This window comes from Dyadobacter sp. CY356, assembly GCF_021440195.1.
Taxonomy (GTDB): Bacteria; Bacteroidota; Bacteroidia; order Cytophagales; family Spirosomataceae; genus Dyadobacter.
In genome coordinates this window covers 250,879-268,968 of sequence record NZ_JAJTSZ010000004.1, presented here as the reverse complement: position 1 = coordinate 268,968, position 18,090 = coordinate 250,879, and the positions used below count along the sequence as shown (strand labels likewise).

Annotated in this window: 16 protein-coding genes and 1 pseudogene; 13 read left to right on the top strand and 4 right to left on the bottom strand. The window is 38.7% G+C overall.

Features of this window, described 5'->3' with window-relative positions:
- Positions 1-60: 60 nt before the first annotated feature.
- From LXL81_RS15400 to LXL81_RS15380, 5 genes are all read left to right on the top strand, one after another.
- Positions 61-2,838 carry a hypothetical protein gene (locus tag LXL81_RS15400; RefSeq protein ID WP_234647693.1) on the top strand — a complete coding sequence of 926 codons (2,778 nt, stop codon included), beginning with the start codon at positions 61-63 and terminating at the stop codon, positions 2,836-2,838.
- Between the two features lie 21 nt (positions 2,839-2,859).
- Positions 2,860-3,858 (top strand): restriction endonuclease, encoded by a 999-nt coding sequence (locus tag LXL81_RS15395; RefSeq protein ID WP_234647692.1) that lies wholly within the window; start codon positions 2,860-2,862, stop codon positions 3,856-3,858.
- A 249-nt stretch (positions 3,859-4,107) separates the two neighbouring features.
- On the top strand, positions 4,108-4,353 hold the full coding sequence (locus LXL81_RS15390) for a DUF3253 domain-containing protein (RefSeq protein WP_234647691.1): 246 nt from the start codon (positions 4,108-4,110) through the stop codon (positions 4,351-4,353).
- A 195-nt stretch (positions 4,354-4,548) separates the two neighbouring features.
- Positions 4,549-5,292 (top strand): hypothetical protein, encoded by a 744-nt coding sequence (locus LXL81_RS15385; RefSeq protein ID WP_234647690.1) that lies wholly within the window; start codon positions 4,549-4,551, stop codon positions 5,290-5,292.
- A 152-nt stretch (positions 5,293-5,444) separates the two neighbouring features.
- A complete protein-coding gene (locus LXL81_RS15380; protein ID WP_234647689.1) occupies positions 5,445-5,720 on the top strand; it encodes a helix-turn-helix domain-containing protein in 276 nt (91 codons plus the stop codon).
- Positions 5,721-5,733: 13 nt separating this feature from the next.
- Here LXL81_RS15380 and LXL81_RS15375 read toward each other — a convergent pair whose 3' ends face one another.
- Complete coding sequence (locus tag LXL81_RS15375; protein WP_234647688.1) at positions 5,734-5,988, bottom strand: hypothetical protein; 255 nt, start codon at positions 5,986-5,988, stop codon at positions 5,734-5,736.
- A gap of 64 nt (positions 5,989-6,052) precedes the next feature.
- Here LXL81_RS15375 and LXL81_RS15370 point away from each other — a divergent pair, with 64 nt between their 5' ends.
- From LXL81_RS15370 to LXL81_RS15350, 5 genes are all read left to right on the top strand, one after another.
- Complete coding sequence (locus LXL81_RS15370) at positions 6,053-6,382, top strand: hypothetical protein (protein WP_234647687.1); 330 nt, start codon at positions 6,053-6,055, stop codon at positions 6,380-6,382.
- Positions 6,379-7,077, top strand: a complete 699-nt coding sequence (locus tag LXL81_RS15365; RefSeq protein ID WP_234647686.1) for a hypothetical protein — start codon at positions 6,379-6,381, stop codon at positions 7,075-7,077. The genes LXL81_RS15370 and LXL81_RS15365 overlap by 4 nt, the downstream gene beginning before the upstream one ends.
- On the top strand, positions 7,070-7,603 hold the full coding sequence (locus tag LXL81_RS15360; protein WP_234647685.1) for a hypothetical protein: 534 nt from the start codon (positions 7,070-7,072) through the stop codon (positions 7,601-7,603). Before LXL81_RS15365 ends, LXL81_RS15360 begins: the two co-directional genes overlap by 8 nt.
- 260 nt (positions 7,604-7,863) lie before the next feature.
- A complete protein-coding gene (locus LXL81_RS15355) occupies positions 7,864-8,526 on the top strand; it encodes a plasmid mobilization protein (protein ID WP_234647684.1) in 663 nt (220 codons plus the stop codon).
- On the top strand, positions 8,523-9,371 hold the full coding sequence (locus tag LXL81_RS15350; RefSeq protein ID WP_234647683.1) for a relaxase/mobilization nuclease domain-containing protein: 849 nt from the start codon (positions 8,523-8,525) through the stop codon (positions 9,369-9,371). Before LXL81_RS15355 ends, LXL81_RS15350 begins: the two co-directional genes overlap by 4 nt.
- Before the next feature lie 296 nt (positions 9,372-9,667).
- Here the strand turns inward: LXL81_RS15350 and LXL81_RS15345 are convergent, their stop codons facing one another.
- Both LXL81_RS15345 and LXL81_RS15340 read right to left on the bottom strand, forming a co-directional pair.
- Positions 9,668-10,759, bottom strand: coding sequence for a hypothetical protein (locus tag LXL81_RS15345; RefSeq protein ID WP_234647682.1), 1,092 nt, complete (start codon positions 10,757-10,759; stop codon positions 9,668-9,670).
- A 20-nt stretch (positions 10,760-10,779) separates the two neighbouring features.
- Positions 10,780-11,469, bottom strand: coding sequence for an RNA polymerase sigma factor (locus LXL81_RS15340; RefSeq protein WP_255713734.1), 690 nt, complete (start codon positions 11,467-11,469; stop codon positions 10,780-10,782).
- Positions 11,470-11,702: 233 nt separating this feature from the next.
- On the opposite strand from LXL81_RS15340, the gene LXL81_RS15335 reads away from it, so the two are divergent.
- Together LXL81_RS15335 and LXL81_RS15330 are read left to right on the top strand one after the other, a co-directional pair.
- Entirely contained in the window at positions 11,703-11,954 is a 252-nt protein-coding gene (locus LXL81_RS15335; protein WP_234647680.1) for a helix-turn-helix domain-containing protein, read from the top strand.
- A gap of 91 nt (positions 11,955-12,045) precedes the next feature.
- Positions 12,046-12,216 (top strand): annotated as a pseudogene (locus LXL81_RS15330) (helix-turn-helix domain-containing protein); the annotation flags it as partial.
- A gap of 436 nt (positions 12,217-12,652) precedes the next feature.
- On the opposite strand, the gene LXL81_RS15325 reads toward LXL81_RS15330, so the two are convergent.
- Positions 12,653-13,465 carry a hypothetical protein gene (locus LXL81_RS15325; protein ID WP_234647679.1) on the bottom strand — a complete coding sequence of 271 codons (813 nt, stop codon included), beginning with the start codon at positions 13,463-13,465 and terminating at the stop codon, positions 12,653-12,655.
- A 403-nt stretch (positions 13,466-13,868) separates the two neighbouring features.
- Between LXL81_RS15325 and LXL81_RS15320 the strand changes: the two genes are divergently transcribed.
- Positions 13,869-17,840: a T9SS type A sorting domain-containing protein gene (locus LXL81_RS15320; protein WP_234647678.1), complete on the top strand. Its 3,972-nt coding sequence runs from the start codon at positions 13,869-13,871 to the stop codon at positions 17,838-17,840.
- The last annotated feature ends 250 nt before the right edge of the window (positions 17,841-18,090 follow it).

Genomic DNA, 18,090 nt, shown 5'->3' with positions numbered 1-18,090 from the left:
CTAGTTGAGCGTACCTAATGATAAATGTACTTACTAAGTCCGTAATCCTTCTCTCATATAATGGCACATCAACTTATTTTTAGAGACGAGCTTGAATCATTCAAAAGGTATATAAGATCTGATAGTAATGAAGATGCACGCCGTCCTGAACTCTACCCTCTATTTAAAAAGCTTTTTAAGGAGAAATTTAAAATTGAATCAGATGCATGTGGGGCGGATGTTTATATAGAAGGCGCCTTGCTAGTAGAGGCAAAAACAGGTCATAATCAATGGCTTGATGGGTTTTACCAGGCTTTGCACTACCGAAAGAGATTCGGACTTGGTTATCACACTATTATGGTGATTGCCCATCGATTTGTCGGGATTTGGAAAGTAGATAAACTTCCAGAGCAAGCAGTTATATATGTTCATATGGCAGATTCCCATGCAGCTCCTAATGCTGTTGGGCGGTCTAATGCACGTAAATCAAGTACAATATTAAAAAATCAAATACGAGATGCTGCAATTTATTGGCTGACCCCGCAGGACTTACAAGGCGATATTTTTGCCGGCGCAAAGAACCTCACTACTGAATCTTTCGAAATTTTAAAAATTCTAAAAAATCTTGAATCAGACAGGCAGCAGATCAATACGCATAATTTCATAAACACGATCGAACGCATGAAAGTGTATTTTGAGCATCCGATCGATGCCGTTCATGCGTTTTATACAATGGTTGCCTACTGGGATATTACCTGCACTTTGGCCCTTGATGCAAATGCTGGGACCAGTAGAATTATTGGAGTTCAAGGCAGTTACGTTAGTGATCCGATTTATTTAGCCACCAGATTTCACGCGGATTTCAAGCGGTTTGTTGAGTCTCAATATATATTCACTAATGAAGGTTCCGGGCTGACAGTAGACTACTATTTTAGTCGTTTTGACGAAGTTATGTCTCGAATCGATCCAGAGTACGTTCGACAACATGGAATTTTCTTTACAGACATCAATCTAAGTAAGTTTGCTTTATGGTATGCTAATCAACACTTCCCCGGTGACATAAATGAAGATTATATTGTTTTCGATCCTGCCGGTGGATCGGGTAATCTAGTATCAAGCTGGCGGGGTAGGCTCCGTCACAAAATCGTGTCGGAGTTGCAACCTGATTTGCTTAGGACTATTGAGAGACGGATGCAAGCAGATATATTTCATGTTGATACGGGATTCACAATTATTCCCCGGACAGCGGAAAATAGGGGGCTAAATTTTCTGGACCGGCCAGCAAGTGAATATTTAGCGGATCTCCAGCGTGAATTAGCTTTCCGAAATAAGCCTCCCCTTGATAAGCCATTAGCATTTCTTCTTAACCCTCCGTATAAGAATACTGATGAGCATCAAGGAATTCGGGAGTTGACAGATTCGCATTATATTATTGATCCGTCGATATTAGCCCTCACGGGAGCTGATGCTGGAAATGAACGGTATCTTGCCTTCTTGGGGCAGATACTAAACATGGCAAGCTACCAAACTAATCATTTGCTACCGTCTGACTCTAATCGTCCTGTAGTAATGATTTTTACCCCAACATCATGGCTGCTTCCAAGACCAACTTATACCGCTTTTAGACAGGTTTGGGATAGCCATTTTCGATATCAAAGTGGATTTATTGTAACATCGAATGAATTTTTCCACCTTGATGGACGTTGGCCATTAGCTTTTACCATTTGGCAGTATGAGCGTGCTGACGAACCACATAATAATTCTATTTCCGTACTTGACTTAACTGAACTGAAAAAGGGAGCGCTAAATTTAAATTGGAATGCTCCTGAGGAGGAGTTGAATGAAACACTTAATACTATCCTTGGAATCTATAAAACTGCCACACTAGATAACTCAAAAGGTAGTATTAAAGCTGAGCTTCCAGAAATCTTAAAAAGTGGCAGAAGTATAAGACAGCCTCGTTACGATTTTAGTACGGCAAAGAGGTCAACAGAATATGGAATGATTGTAAGTGGTTTTCCAGCAAAAGATGTGGATAGACATTTCAAATTGAGGAGAAAATGTGGTGACATGGCAGGTCAGTTTGTTGGATTCATGGATGATAATACCCCTGTGCGATTAAATCAGGATACTTGCACAAGGTTGTCCAATCTCCCAGATCGCATTTGGCTTCAACTGCGACCAGGATTTATTGATATAAACTTAACCAAAGTCCAAAGCGGACCTCAGGACAAATATGCGTATTGCGCTTATGATTTACCATCCTCAAAAGCTACTATGAGCTGGTTCGCTATTACCAAAGCACTAAACGGACGTTATCCTCTTTGGGCTAATCAGTTTGATATTTGGCCACCCAATTTGACGGATCAAAAAAGTGACGAGTGGTATGCACTTTGTATGTCTTTTGTTTTGGCGGAAAATCGCTGTATCACGGTAAAGTTTGAAGGAAATAATCCGGTAATAGGGGCTCCTGAGTTATTTGTGGACAATCCTTTATGTCCTATAAATGTATCAAGCTTTTGGGCGCAAGTAATCAATCCGTATGTTCAGAATCATGGAACTGAGTTAGCTAAATCGCTCGTGGAATCCGTCAATCATCTTTATTTATACTGGAATAGAAATTATTGTAAAGGGGAATGGCTGTATAATATCGGTTTAAAAGGTGAGGCATATTTTAAATTCTTTGATTATGATGATTTTTTAACTCCGTACTCTGGGCTTATCCAGATTCGTAAGTATGCCGAATTAAATGATCATTCTGACCTAATTGGCCAATTTGATAATGTGGCATTGCTGGCGCGACAAGTCAAAGAAGAAATATTTCGACTACTAGCGCAGGACTATAAGTACTTTTCCTAATTTATGTTTTGTAGACCAAGTATGGGAGCTATTGTATGGAGCTTAGAAAATTTCGTGAATACAATTCTTGACATTGTAACTATTAAAACAGGGTTTTCCCTAAGCGAACGTGATCTGGTAGAAATTTTATCCGAAGAATTCCCAAATGATTTTAAATTTAAGGACTACAATACTGATAGGGCAAAGATTGTACGGATAAGGTCGGAGGAGTTTGATGAATATTGCTGGCATCTACGTAAAAGATTGGGAGAGCTTGATGAACATAGTAGACCATTTTTGTTTGGAGATATAGAAAAAACGATGAAATGGATTGAATCAGGACACGACCCGATGAATGTGATGGAAAGAATTACCCAGCTAATGCGTGAAAGCTACGATGCGGAAAATCCAACCTTCATTGATCCAGAGCCAATTATAGCAAAAATTATTTCGGAAGACATAGCGCCACTGGAAGTGATAATTGATATATTCAGTTCACTAGTTAATAATCAGAAGCTTACAAATACTATCTTCCCAGTTGAGGAAGTGCTGTGGGATGGAGGAACTAAATTAGAGGAGTTTTTCGAGAAAGAGTGCATTCCGAAAAGGGAAGAAGATTTTGTTGATCAAAAGTTCATAAACTATCTTCAGGCAAATCCACAAAGAATCGAATATATGCATTGGAGAAATTTTGAAAGGCTTACAGGAGAGTTTTTTAAAAGAATGGATTACGAAGTAAAATTGGGACCAGGTTCAAATGACGGCGGTGTCGATTTACGGATTTACAAAAAGGATGACAATTCAACTCCTTATATAATTGTTCAATGTAAACGGCACAGGGAAACAAACCAAGTCAAAATCGAAACTGTTAAGTCATTTTATACTGATGTAGAATTTGAAGGTGCAAAAACCGGTCTGATCGCCACAACTTCTAGAATAGCAGAGGGAGGAAAAAAAGTTGTTGCCATTCGAAAGTATCCTTTACAATTTGCTGAGAATCAAGAAATAAAAAATTGGATTGATGTCATGAAGAAGCGATAATATTTCAGAAAATTAGCTTTAGATGATCTTTTGCCGTTAATCTTAGGCTTTGATTATAGTCAAGCAAATTTAAGTTTCACCAAATAATATTTTGTTGTATAACTATAGAATATGTTAAATACCTTTGGTTTGAAGATAACCCTGAATTTAGATGGGAGAAAAGTTGTAGGGAAATAAGATCTCGCATTTAGTTTAGCGGCAGATCTGTATCTTCGATACAATATTTCCAAAAACTTTATTAGCATTGGTATGCAGCATTACGAGAAAATAGCAACAACCATCCTTTCTACTGCCATTCATCGTGGCACAGAGAAAAGTACCTGTCCTTCTGAAATCGCACGCAGGCTATTTCCTGATATTTGGCGTAATCATATGAAAGATGTACTTGAGGTAGCAATTGATTTGCATAACAAAGGTAGAGTATTAATAACACAAAAGGGAATACCTGTTGATGTTAAGGATATCAAAGGGCCGGTCCGAATTAAGATTATCTGAACATAGCTGTATATATTATCTGGCAATGATCTTATTCAGACTACTAAATAAATTTTTAAAGATTCAGAAATACAACCTCCGGATTAATATATCTTGCATAGTTGATATTAATGAATCGGATTTAAGCTGATTGATTTTTAACTGGTTTTGTATTTTTAGTATCTGTTAGTAACTTAACTAAAAAACCGACTAGCTATGAAAAGATCTTACTTTAAAATCAGAGGCAAATTCGATTTTTCACCCCACCGTTTTGAGATCGGTAACCCGCTGGTCCAAACCTGGTATTTCAACCAAAATCACCTCTTTAAAAAAATTTATAGCCTCGCTGCTTCGGATTACGCAGCATTTTACGATTACCATATTCAACACTTTCTTATAGAAAATCCAAATCAGCAGCAGTCCTTTTTTGAACATCTTTCAAGGATCACCTCACAGCGTATCGCTTATTATAAAATGCAAGACCCGTATTCTTCTAAACAAAAAACGTTTCAATCGAACCTTATCAAACTTGAATCCTTTCAATCGTTTCTCCGCTCAATCGATAGGTGGCATCTTTTCGAACCACTAGAATCGGTCATTGCGGAGAAGAACCGATTGATAGATCAGCTGACCGCTGAAAACGCGGTGTTAAAAGAGCAGGTTAAAGTGATGAATGAGTATGAGACTACCGAAAAGATCAATATCGTCGAAAACCATCTTGGTACTCTTATTGATCTTATCCAGCAAATACAGCTGCTGAAATTGCCGTCGGAAGATAGGAAGCTGCTCAACGTACAAGCCAAAAGTGCCTGGTACAAAATGATATCCCGGTATTTCCTTCACGGCGGAAAACCTATCCCGATAGAGACTGCCCGGAACTATTTTTCGGGAAAAGATAATGAAATTACCGTCAAAGGGACAAAAGTTAAGAATGATCATAAGTTGTTCAAAATCAACTAAATGGGTGTAAATAAATAATTCGGTTAATGACCAGAGCACCGTTTTGGTCATTATTTTTGCCACTTACCATATTATGTTTGCGTTTGATGATTTATGGCGGTGGTACCCCGCCATCGGTCACGTTTATGTTCCATCCTTAAACAATTGCAGTCATGAATGTAGAGTTGATAACCAGGGAAGACTTGCGGCAGTTTAAAACTGAACTTCTTGAAGAATTTAAAACCATTGTCTCAAAGGCTAAACCTTCACCACATAGCAAGTGGCTTAAAAGTGCCCAGGTCAGAGAGCTCTTAAAGATCTCACCGGGAACACTTTTAAACCTGCGGGTCAATGGGCACCTTCGTTACACGAAAGTGGGCGGCAGTTTCTATTACCAGTACGAGGACATTGAGCTCATGCTGGCAAACGGGTCCTCTAAAAAGAGGTAAAGTGCTGAAAACGTCAGAGACAAACTTTACCAATCCGGCGGGAGCCGGATTGGTAGAAGGAGTATGGGACGATCCCAGACTCCGGTCTGTGCACATCTGTCTGTATGCGGCCATCGCCTTTCACTGCATGAAGGCCAGCCAAAACCAGATACAGATCAGCCGCCGAAGACTGATGCGCTATGCAAGGATCAAATCCATTGCTACGTACCATAGCTGCATACGGGACCTTGCCCAGTATGGTCACATTGATTATCACCCTTCTTTTCATCCGCTGCGAGCCAGCCGTATAGTGCTCAGCGGTCAGGATCAAAAGAGCTTAAACCAACAAGACAATGGATAAAGAACTGTTGATAGCTATGTATGAGAAGAAAGATCCGAAGCGAAGAAGAAAACTCTACGAGTTTTTTCAGGAGCTCTTCGCCCAGAACCTTTCAGCTCTGCTCACGGTCGAGATCATCAATAAAGAGCTCGGTAGTGAACTTACCGTGCTGTACGATGTGAAGTACATCCGCTCGCACGCAGCGAAATGGAATGATCCGGGAAAGTCCGGAAAAATGGCTTCTGTAACCATCCCAAAACCAGCTGAACCACAAACGGTATGGGTGGAAGAGGATGCATTGAAAAGACAATCATTTAAAAGCTCAAAATTTGGCAAATCATGAAAAAGTTTCATTTCATTGCCCAGTCCAAAGGTGGCGTGGGTAAATCTCTTTTGATGTATTTGTTCGCACTGAAGTACGGAGATAAAAAAGACATCCTTTTTGTTGACCTGGATTCTTCTACCGAATCCAGCAAGAAGCAGCTATCCTTCATTGACCGTGACAATTTTGATGTCGTCAGTCTGAACGATGATAGAGATGTCTTGGTACGGGATCTGTTAGTGGGTTACCTTGAAGAGGCTTCTGAGAGCCGGTATGAGCAGGTCTATTTTGACCTTGGCTCACCGGAAAGCGCGCAGCTTCCGTCGCTAATCAGGTACGATCTACCGATGAAGGAATTTGCTGACGAGTCGGGTTTCGAAATGATTTTCCATGTTGTCATTGGTGGCGGAACAGCTTACCAATCTTCAGTTAACTATCTGGAGCAGATCAGAGCAGCGGTTGGAAATGATTTTAAAATCATTGTTTGGAAGAGCATTACGTCATTTCGCGGCTTCGCTTCACTTGTGCTGGATCTGGAAGAGCGCTGCGTAAAGGCCGGGCTTCGGCTGAGACAATTTGGAGATTTTGAACCACGCACGGCCCAGGGAGGAGAGATCCTGGACGGGGCACGACTTGGCTGGGGACTGGAGAATTACAGCCGTGGTACCCGGCTTAAATTAAAAGGACAACTTCAAACAGACATCAAAGATGAATGATAAAAGAGAGCGGATATCGCATATGCTCAATTACATCAAGGCGGAGTATTTTTTAAAGTATGGAATGGAAATGGACGAATGGACTGTCATTAATTTTGCTGAAATCAGGGAGCATTTTGCTGCCATGAGAAAAGAGCTGAATGCCAACCTTCTTGAAAGCAAAAAATTGCAGCAGACGTTTAAGGGCTCTATCAGCTCGATAAACTTCACTTCTGACAAACAGTCGTTTGTTCACGGACTGGGCGTTAGTATTCCGTATGCAGTCTGCACCCTGATCCTTGGTCTTTTGTGTTACTATTACCTGAGCACATTCAAGCTGTATCAGGGGATAAGCAGATACGTTGAGGATATGAAAAACATCGAATCTTACCAGGGCCTTGTGCGTGAAGGAAATATCAGAACCGAAAACGGGGTCGAGTTTTTAATCCTGAAACAAGCAAAGACAGAAGATAACACCTTTGGTCAGATCTACGAGTTTGATGCGAAAAGAAAAGAGGTCCGCGTTCCGCTTCGAAGGTTAAAATGATCCTTTTAGATCCAATCAAGGCAATTAAAGTCATTTTGGATCAGAAAAAGGAAATTAAAAGTCAGAAGAATCATTTATGATCAATTTAAGTCACTGTTTAATCATTTTTAAACCGTTCGGGTCCTTGTGATGGTTTTCTCCATAGCCAGCTATCGCCGGTACGTCGCAAAAAAGCGACAACCGGCGAGAACTGGCAAGGGGAAAACCCCTTGACCCCAGCTATTCGCCTATCGGCTCATAGCTTAATTGATGAAGACTTTATGGAAAAGAAACAAAAAGGCAGACCGCCGAAAGGGGAGAGGAGTGCTAAAAGGGAACATTTTTCGGTATGGGTCAGTAAAGAAGAGAAAGAACTGATCAATCAAAAGATTGAAAGAAGCGGGCTTTCCGCCAGCCAGTTCTTTCTGACCCAGGTGTTGGATGTACCGCTGAAAAGACCGCAGATCAAAACGCTGCCTGATAAAACGGCGGAACTCTACAAAGTGCTCAGGATGCTGAGCGGCCAGTTTGCCGTAGCGGTGCTACGGGCAAGTCAGGCCGATATGCTTTCCAGACAGTGGCAAGAGAGCAGCCAGAATATTTCACTGATCTCAAAGCTACTGATGCAGTGGGTTTATGAGGATTTTGAGATCAGATCATTCCGGCAGACGCTAACGGAAATCATAGATTGGACTAGGCAGCTGTATATTTATCAGCAAAAGATGCTACCAGATGGGGAAAGCAAAACCGCTACGCTTGAAACTGCATCCAGACTTTATCATAAAAGCAAGGAGCTTCTTGAAAGGTATGAAGCGCATTATCTCAAACAGGAGGTGCCAAACGATCTGGCCGTTTGGCAGGAGCAGAAACCGGACCCGAGAAGTCCGGTGCATGGTGTGATCAAAGAAACAATGGAGCAGTTATTAAAACAACGGAAATCATGATTGGGAAGGTAGGACTGGGCAGATATGCCAAAGGGCTTTTGAATTACTGCTACTATGACAAGCAGCTGACTGCAAAACAGATCAGTGAGCTCGGGCCACAGGATGTAAGAGGGGAGCTTGTTTATATCCAGAACCTGGCACTTCAAAAGCTGCCGGATGGAAGGTTTGACATCAACAATCTGTCAAAGCAGTTTTTAGATAATAGTAGTAAAAATAGAAGACTGGCCAAATTCATCTGGCATCAGTCGTTTAGTTTTCCGCCGGGAGAGAATCCGGGGAATGATAAGATCACCCAGATTGCTATAGAGTTTGCAAAAGACTTCGGGTTTGAAGACAACCAGATGGCTGTGTTTCTGCATACAGATAAAGCAAACCGGCATTTTCACATTGCTGCAAACCGGATCAATTACAACGGAAAGAATACGGCTGATCACTTCAATAATTATGCAAGGGTTGGCAAGTTCTGCCGGAAGATGGAGCAGGAGCTTGGATTTCAAATAACACCGGAGATGCATCTGACGGCTGAGGACAAACAGAATCCCCGTCAGACAACTGATCAGGCGCTCCTGAAATTGAAGCGGGCAATCGACGGCATTCTGCCAAATGTTTCCACCATGCAGCAGTTGAGCACCGAACTGCAAAAGCAAGGCGTGAAAACTTTTATCAAACGCGGTGTCACTTTCATTAATACCAAAAATGGAATGAAAGTGAAGGGTTCTGATATTGGTCGGGAATATTCGCTTGCAAATCTGGAAAAGCGGCTTGGCGAAATTCACGTGCTGGAAAAAAGTAAGTCGGCAGAACTAAGTTTGACTAGGCAGCGAAAGAGAGGATTGAGTATTTGATGCCATATTTGAAATTTTAGTAACCAATAATTTTTCACTGTCTTACCAGTAAAATGGTAAGGCAGTGAAAAAAATGGCGCTTATTTGCCCGGTGGCGAAGCTGATCTCAGCGGTATATGCAAAAACTTTCATTTAGTTTTAGCCATCATGGTTCTAATTCTGCGGCTTTACAGGAAGCCTGAAAGTTTCTTTTGCTTAAAAAAATAAGCCGAACCCAGTTGTATATGTCCTACGGGACATTTGATGAAACTATCTAAGTTTCACCCTACGGCTTTACAAGCAGCCTCAAAATGTCACTATTCCACGATCACCGTAATACCCGCACCAGCTGCTTTCCGTTCTATCTTCTGTTTTAAGCCTCCATAACCCCAGTTGCGTAGAAGGAAAGGATCGGCTAATGCCTGCTCTTCTTTTTCCTGCTGATCTACCAGCAGCAGCGTAGCTGCTTGGTTTTTCAGACAAAGGTCAATCAAACGCTTGCTATATACGTGCTGCTTTTGATGCACGTATCTTTTCTCCGCGTTACGTAAATTTTCGATCGTGTTTTCTTTAAATCTCTTTCTGGCCCTTTTATTCATAAAGGACATTGCATTCTGCTTTCTTTGGATAGCGGCTTGAATGGAAAGTCTTTTGTAAAGGAATTCGTCCTTATTTCCGATGGTGTACCGTGTTTTTCCGATTGTGAGCATGATCGGAAAATCCAGTGAAAGCGACGCTTCCGCGATGATGTTTTCATTAAGCAGGTGAACCTGATTTGCTGACTCAAAAACGGCCATCATAAAGATCTTGCCTTTTTCAAGTATTAGCGAGCTGGTGCAAAGCTTGATTTCCTTTTTCACAACACGGTGCAGTAACTTGCTCTTATCAGACAAATCTTTTCCCAGGTAGGTTTTAAATGGGATATCGAAGAGTTTGAAATGAAAGATATTGCTTTCAGAGCAGGCTATCAACGATTTTACGTCAGTTCCCTTAAACGGAATAGGTAAATCCTTTTTAAAGTTCGGCAGTGTTTTTTCGCCTGTTATGTAGGAAACCAAATTCGTATTAAAAGTACTTACCAAAGTACTATTCAATGAGCTCATAATGTGCATAGGGATACTGCCCTTGAAGTTTCTGGCTAGTATTTGATAAGTGGTGTTCATTCGGGAAGTTGCAAGTATACCACTCTCATCTAATTTAACATTGGCAAGTTTGACTTTTGCTTCATCCGTTAGGTAAATAATTTCCTTGATTTGCTGCTGCACAAAGTGATGAGTGAAAATCAGGTTCGATGCTTTAAAACAGATGTAGCGCCAATCATACAGAGTTTTGAAGATTTGTGGCCTATATTCAGCATCTTCGCTGTCGATTTTCAGCTGGATTTTGCGGGTGATGAATACCTTTTCCATATCTATAAGTGGTTATCATGCTAAAACCGGTTATTTGACTTTTGAACGGATTGACTTTGCAGTAATTGATGCGCCTTAATATAATGCTGGTGAACCTCATTCTGCGAAAGCCCCAGTTTAGTTGCAATTTCATCAAAGGATAACTTATAGTTTTTTCTTAGTTCATAGACTTTTGACTGTTGACAATCTGAAATTTCTTTTCCGAATTTGATGCCATTCGCCGAATTATTTATAATCTTTTCTTTCGAAACATGGATTATGCTTTTGATTTGCTTGACACTTTTGCTTAGTTGGTCTGAAATCTGGAAGGTGGTCTTTCCCAAACGTTCTGCGATCTGTTTGTGTGTAAGCCCCTTTTGAAAGTAAAGTGATAATATCTGCTGCGACTCATTAGAAAGGTATTTTATGGTTTCAGTCACCGTTTTTAGATTCCTAATCTCTTCTTCAAAAGCTTCTCTCTCTTCTACCAGATCTTCAAAATCGACAATTGCTTTTTCAATCTGGTCTAAAGATGATGTTTGTCCGTATATGCTGTGACGGGATTTTTCGATGTAACGGAGAATCTGCCAGCGGACATTCATACGAACGAATCTATAGATGTGGGGAAGGCTTTGCATTTTTTCTCTATTGGCCCATGCTTTCATATAACATTCATGAAGAATACAGCTGACCAAAAATTCATCCTTAATAAGGCTTTGGCCAAAGTACATGAGCGTATTAAACGATTTTCTGTAAACAAAATTCATAGCCCTTTGATCCCCGCGGTTGAACAGAAGGAGGTATTCATTTGCTTTCTCACTATTATAAGATATTCGATGCGGATCCATTGCTAACGATAATTATTGTAGTTGTTTGATTGCCAAGACAAATATAAGGAAAGAAATTAAAAGACACACATGTGTGTACCAGAATTTTTTTAAGGTTGCCTTACTTAGTGCCTGCAATGAAAGACCAAGAAAATATCGCTGGCATTGATCAATATGTAATTGATTTTATTCGGAGACTTCGTTCAGAGAGGAGTCTTTTACAGGAGGATATTGCTAGTATTCTTGGAACTACAAAAGCATTTATAAGTAATGCTGAGAGTAATAACCATAGAGCGAAGTATAATCTTCGGCATATTGATAAGTTGGCAAGTCACTTCAATTTATCACCGAAGGATTTTTTACCTGAAAAATCTTTGCAGTCAAATTAGAATTTCAAATTTGGCTAGTATTGTTTTGCCGTGGAATTTCTCCAACTAGCAATGAAAGAGGAAATCCTGAAATGGCAACGGTTATCCAGAAGAAAAAGCAAAGGAAGTGTTGACATTCAGTGATCTAACGATAGGAGAAATCGCCTACCAGCTCGGTTTTGAGCATCTACAGTCTTTTAGTAAGCTATTTAAATCAAAGACAAACTTTTCCCCCGTAGAATTTCACCAAGCTTTAATTAAGAAGGCAGACTATGAATTTTGAGGGTCATTGGTATGGGAATCTACCGCAATAAGTAAGATAAAATTATCCAGTCCCTCCGTTGCTACTTTTGGAATCGTCGAATTTCGAATTGTAGCTCCCAGCTTGATTTTTGGGTTCGTTCGTTAAAAACACTTTACAAGTCCCGAATGCCGTTGGCTTTAATGAATTGGTCTACAATTTTCGCACCGCCGATTGTCCTTTACGGGTCCTCGTTCCGCAAATCGAGCTATCGCTTCGCTATTGCAATCATTTTTACAACCGCCATTTCCTGACGCGCATTTCGGTTTACCATGACCTTATCAGATGAATGCGTTTTTAAATGACGATTTAAACAGTGGTTATTCTGAGACATTCAGTGGAAAAGTATTAAAACAAAAAATCAATAATTTTGGAGCTTTAAAAATAATATTTTGGATCAATGAAAATTTAGCATTTTTTATCTCTCTATCTCCTTTTTATCGTTCGTAGGTTTCAAATTTTCATAACTGCATAGTCGCCAGATAATAAAGCTCACAAGATCAGCTGATATTCTGGGTGGAGCTATGGATTTTAGATATTTGCGCTTGCCATTAAAATAAATAATTAGGCTAATGACAGGCGAATCAGCTCCTTTGCTATCTCTAAATTTTAGTGTTCTTATATTACAATTTTGTAAATGATAAATCAGTTCATTATATGTTTCATCATCTAGCACTGCCGAATAATTACCAGTCGGCAAACCGTATTTCTTATTCGAGGACGTATTTATATAATTCATGAATAAATTTTTGCTGCTGTCAATTTGCAAAGCTATTGTCGGTCCGCCAAAGATGGAATGGTAAACTAGCTTTTCAAAAACTATTGTATTATCATGAATATATTTTTTATTTTTTAGGCTAATAATAGGTCGTTTTTGAAAATATTTTTTTGACAAATCCGAAATTGGGCTAACTACAAGGATGGAATCATTGCAACTAATAATTTTCAAATCATAACGGTCAGTATTTTCAGTTTTAAACTGTGTAGAAGAACTGGTATAGATGTCTTGAAAGCTTAACGTATCGCTGAAAATAAAAAGATGAAATCGGTCTTCCTGCAACAACTTATTTGAAATGAAATTAATTGAATCGCGGCGAGTGGTTAAGATTTCGATAAGATCCTGTTCAGTACTAATCCAAGTACCTTTTAATGTCCTCGGTTGAGCCAAGCAAACGCTGCCTGAAGAGATCATTAAAGTTAGTAAAGTGGTAAAGACAAATTTTGTCATCATCAGAATATGGCGTTCTATCCTTACAACTATATAATTTAATTAAATATAACAGTTCATTGCGTAGAGGAAGTTTGATTTTATTTGTTCTGAGCTAGTATAATACTCTTATAAAAAACCTGAGTAATTTTTTTAGTAATTAATCCTAGAAAAAGGTGATTATCAGGAATATTATTTGAATCAGGTTAGGTAACCAGACATAGTTTAAGATATACTCCTAAAAGTGAACAATTTACAATAAATAATACTCTTTCGCTTGCATTTTAAGATAGAAACAGGCTGTAAGTAAATTTGCTTTTATAAACTACGGCCAGAAGAGAAGTAGCCGATCATTGACTTTACTTTCAATTCTCTTACTTTTGACAATTAAACCTCTCTTTTCAGTTTTCCTATTTAAAGTAATTTTATGTTGAGAAAAATTTACCTTTTCACTATTCTCTTTTTATTGCTTTCAAAATTCGTCAGTGCCCAGATTTACAATGGCAATATTAACTTTTCTTCCCAAGCCGATGTAGATGCGTGGTCAGGTGATTACACGGAAATAAATGGTACGGTAATCATTTCAGGAATAGATATTGCTAATCTGTCTTCACTTCAAAAACTTGTCAGATTTGACTATTTGTGGATCGTTGACAACCCGGTACTTAAAAATATAGATGGTCTATCAAACGTTAAATCAGTACATTCTAGCTTATTGATTTCCGGCAACGAAGTTTTAGAGAATATTGATGCTTTATCAAATCTTGAATTGGTCCAGGGTTCGGTTGGCATATATTCAAACGCAAAACTTACAAACGTAAATGGTTTTGTAAATCTTTCTACAATAGAAGGACCATTGTCAATCGCTTTTAATACAGAACTTAAAGATCTTGATGGGTTTAGCAACATATCCGCGCTTAATAGTTATCTATATATAAATGAAAATCCTGCGCTTGAAAATATAAAAGGATTCAAAAAAATAACGGTACTGGGGAGAGAATTTACACTCAGCAAAAATATTTCGCTGACAAACATCGAAGGTTTTAAGAATTTTTCGAGGGTAAAAGGAACCCTGGAAATTAGAGAAAATCCGCTTCTTCCAAATCTTGATGCATTTGCGCAATTAACTCTAGTAGACGAATTAGTTATTATAACTGGTAATAACAATTTATCAAATTTGAACGGACTTTCGAATTTGACAAATTGCAGATCAGTGGAAATAAGCAACTGTGGTAATATTCAAAATTTAGGTGGTTTGTCAGGTTTGAAAAATACGGGAGATATAAGTTTTAATAACAATGCAATTTTAGGGAATCTTGATGGTCTAAATAATTTATTAGCCGTCAATGATGTGAATATTTATTCCAATCCATTATTGACTTCGATTACTTCTCTTCGTTCGCTTACAGCGGCCAACAATGTTCGAATTAGTGGAAACTCAATATTGGCAAATTTGGATGGTCTTAAAAATTTGAGGCGGGTATATAACTTACAGGTCCAAAATAATGCATTGCTGACAAATCTTAGTGGCCTTGGCAGTCTTATTGAGGTAGGCGTTTTAGAAATATCTGGCAATTCGAACATGGTAAACCTGGAAGGTTTGCATACTCTTAATATAATAAAGGGAGATCTGCTAATCAATCAGAATATTAAATTAGAAGAAGTCAACGCGCTCATAGGCTGTACCGAAGTATGGGGCAGCGTGGCATTTGCAGATAATCCAAAACTGGGAAATATTAAGGGTTTAGGCACTTTGGGAGTTGTTCGAGGACGATTGGGAATTGGCAATAATGCGTTGCTAAAAGATTTGGACGGTCTCAATAAGCTCAACATAGTTGGTGAGCTCTCAATTTATGACAATACCTTATTAGAAAATATTGATGCCCTCGGTAATCTAACTTCTGTGACTGCGCATTTGTACGTAATTGCAAACTCTAAACTTGGAAATCTTAATGGGTTAGCTGGAATTAAGACCGTCGGTGGAGAATTGAAAATTTACTCTAATCCTAATCTTTCAAGTGGTTGTGGTATCATGATGCTTGTTAATAAAAAAAATGGAAGAACAGTTTCGGGATCAATAAGAATTGACAGTAATGCCCCTGGCTGCAACAGCATAGCTCAAATAAACGCTCTCTGCGACCAGGACAGGGATACTTACAGCTTATTGGACGGTGATTGTGACGATAACAACGCCTCTATTTACCCAAACGCGGTTTATTATGGCGAATTAACTTTCAGGACACAGGCTGAGGTTGATGCATTTTCACCTTGTTTCACTTCAACCTATGGGTCCGTATTTATTACAGGATCAGATATTACAGATCTTCATCCTTTATCAAACCTGACAGAAATTGGAGGATATCTGGGAATTTACAATACGACTGTCCTTAAAAATCTGGATGGACTCAATCAGGTAAAATCCGTATTTAGTTTTGGGTCATTAACAATTTCTAACAATCAAGCGCTTGAAAATGTAGATGGTCTCAGATCCTTGACAGGGCCGGTTGCTATTTTAGGAATTAAAGATAATCCGCTGCTCAAAAATGTTGACGGGCTCAATAACATAACACAGATTCTAACTTATACAGAGATCAATAATAATGGTTCGCTTCTTGATATTGAAGGCTTAAGGTCGATTAAATCCATTGGTGGTTATCTCGAAATTCGTGAAAACAAAAGTCTTGTCAATTTGGATGGACTGCGAGGAATCATCACGCTGGGATCATCTCTGAATATTCAGAATAACGGCTCGCTTGTCAGCATTGATGGATTGCAAAATATCACCAGTATCGGTACGTCTATTGAAATTAGCTATAATCCCAAACTGACTAACCTGGATGGATTCTCATCTATTTCAAAGATGTCAGGTGGATTGGCACTCTACAACAACATTTCTCTTGAAAATATCAATGGACTTCGAAATCTGGAATCGGTAGATGGATTAAGTATCAGATACACAAATATTATCGATGTAGACGCACTTAGGAATTTAAAAACATGCCTGACGCTAGATATTTCAAATAATGCAGCACTTTTAAATGTTGATGGTCTTTTAAATCTTACATCTGCAGAAAGTATTGGCATCACCAGTAATGATAATTTGGAACGGATTACCGGAATGGATAAGGTGACCTCGTTACAGAGGCTTAACATCAACGGAAATCGGAAACTAACGGTTTTTGGTGGATTGAAGAATTTGGTATCTGTCTCATTTGAGCTATTTATTTCCGGTAATCTTGCCCTGCAAAAAATAACAGGTTTAGGTTCACTCCAGTCCAGTGCCGACACTAGGATTGAAAATAATTATATGCTGGAAGATTTGCAGTTCCTTAAATCCGTTAAAATTTTAGGAAATTTTTTTCTGACTAGTAATTATACCCTTAAAAACCTGGAAGGTTTGAATGAATTGATTAAAATCTCAGGATTATCTCTGATATCGTGGAATACTACTTTAACAAATTTGACAGGTCTCGATAAACTTACTGAAACCTCTTCACTATTCATTAATTCTAACGAAGCTCTTGAAAATCTGACCGGAATAGAAAATTTGTCTGTGATTCATGGGGACTTATATGTACAGGAAAATACGGCACTTAAAAGTAATAGTGGACTGAAAGGATTAAGATCAGTTGAATCACTGAATTTTAATGGAAATCCAAATCTTGTAGATATTGGAAATTTTAGCACAGAGCTAAGTATTTCATCAGTACTGGTAATTGCACGCAATAATAACCTAACCACTTGTGCTATTGCGGCAGTGTGTCAATATCTATCAGTTTCCGCATCAAAAGCTTATATCGTCGATAATGCGACCGGATGTGAAAACACAGCAGTAATTCTGGCAGTGTGCAGTAAACCGCTACCGGTAACATTAATGTCTTTTAATGCGGAAAATAAAAATGGTGTTAACAGGCTGCATTGGATAACATCTTTTGAAACGAACAGTAACTATTTTGAAGTACAACGTTCACAAAATGCAAAATCATGGAATGTTATTGGAAATGTAGCTGCCCGAAAAGAGAGTTCAGAAAAATCGGTGTACACTTTTAATGACCCAAGCCCAGTTTTGGGCCAAAACTATTACCGCATAAAAATGATTGATAATGATCAGAGTTTTGGTTACAGCGCTATTGTCAATTTGAGCTTTGTATTTTCGGGAATTGATGATCTGATTTATGTTTATCCAAACCCTTCGTCCGACAAAATCTTCATCAGGAATCTTAATAGCAAAAATGTAGAAAAAATAGAAATAATAGATATTAGCGGCCGCATCGTTAAAACCGCCACTTATTCCAGCGATGATGGACTTTACTTAAATGATGTAGTCAATGGAAAGTATGTTCTTCTGATTCATCATAATAATGGAAATTTAACATCCTATAATCTGGTGAGAAATTAATTTATTGGAGATATTATTTGTTAAAGGATGACTCAACCAGCTAATATTGTTAATTTGTTAAAAATCAAAAGTGGCAATAACCTGTAAGACCGGCTGCGGGACATTCTTTTAAAAAGGAACGGTTCTAATTATAACGGTAAATTCTCAAATCTTCTTCCATAATGCTGGAAACTGAATTGGAGATCCCATATTAACATATCCGACCTATTAATTACAAATTTGTTAGGCTAGAATGGATGTACCGCCCAGT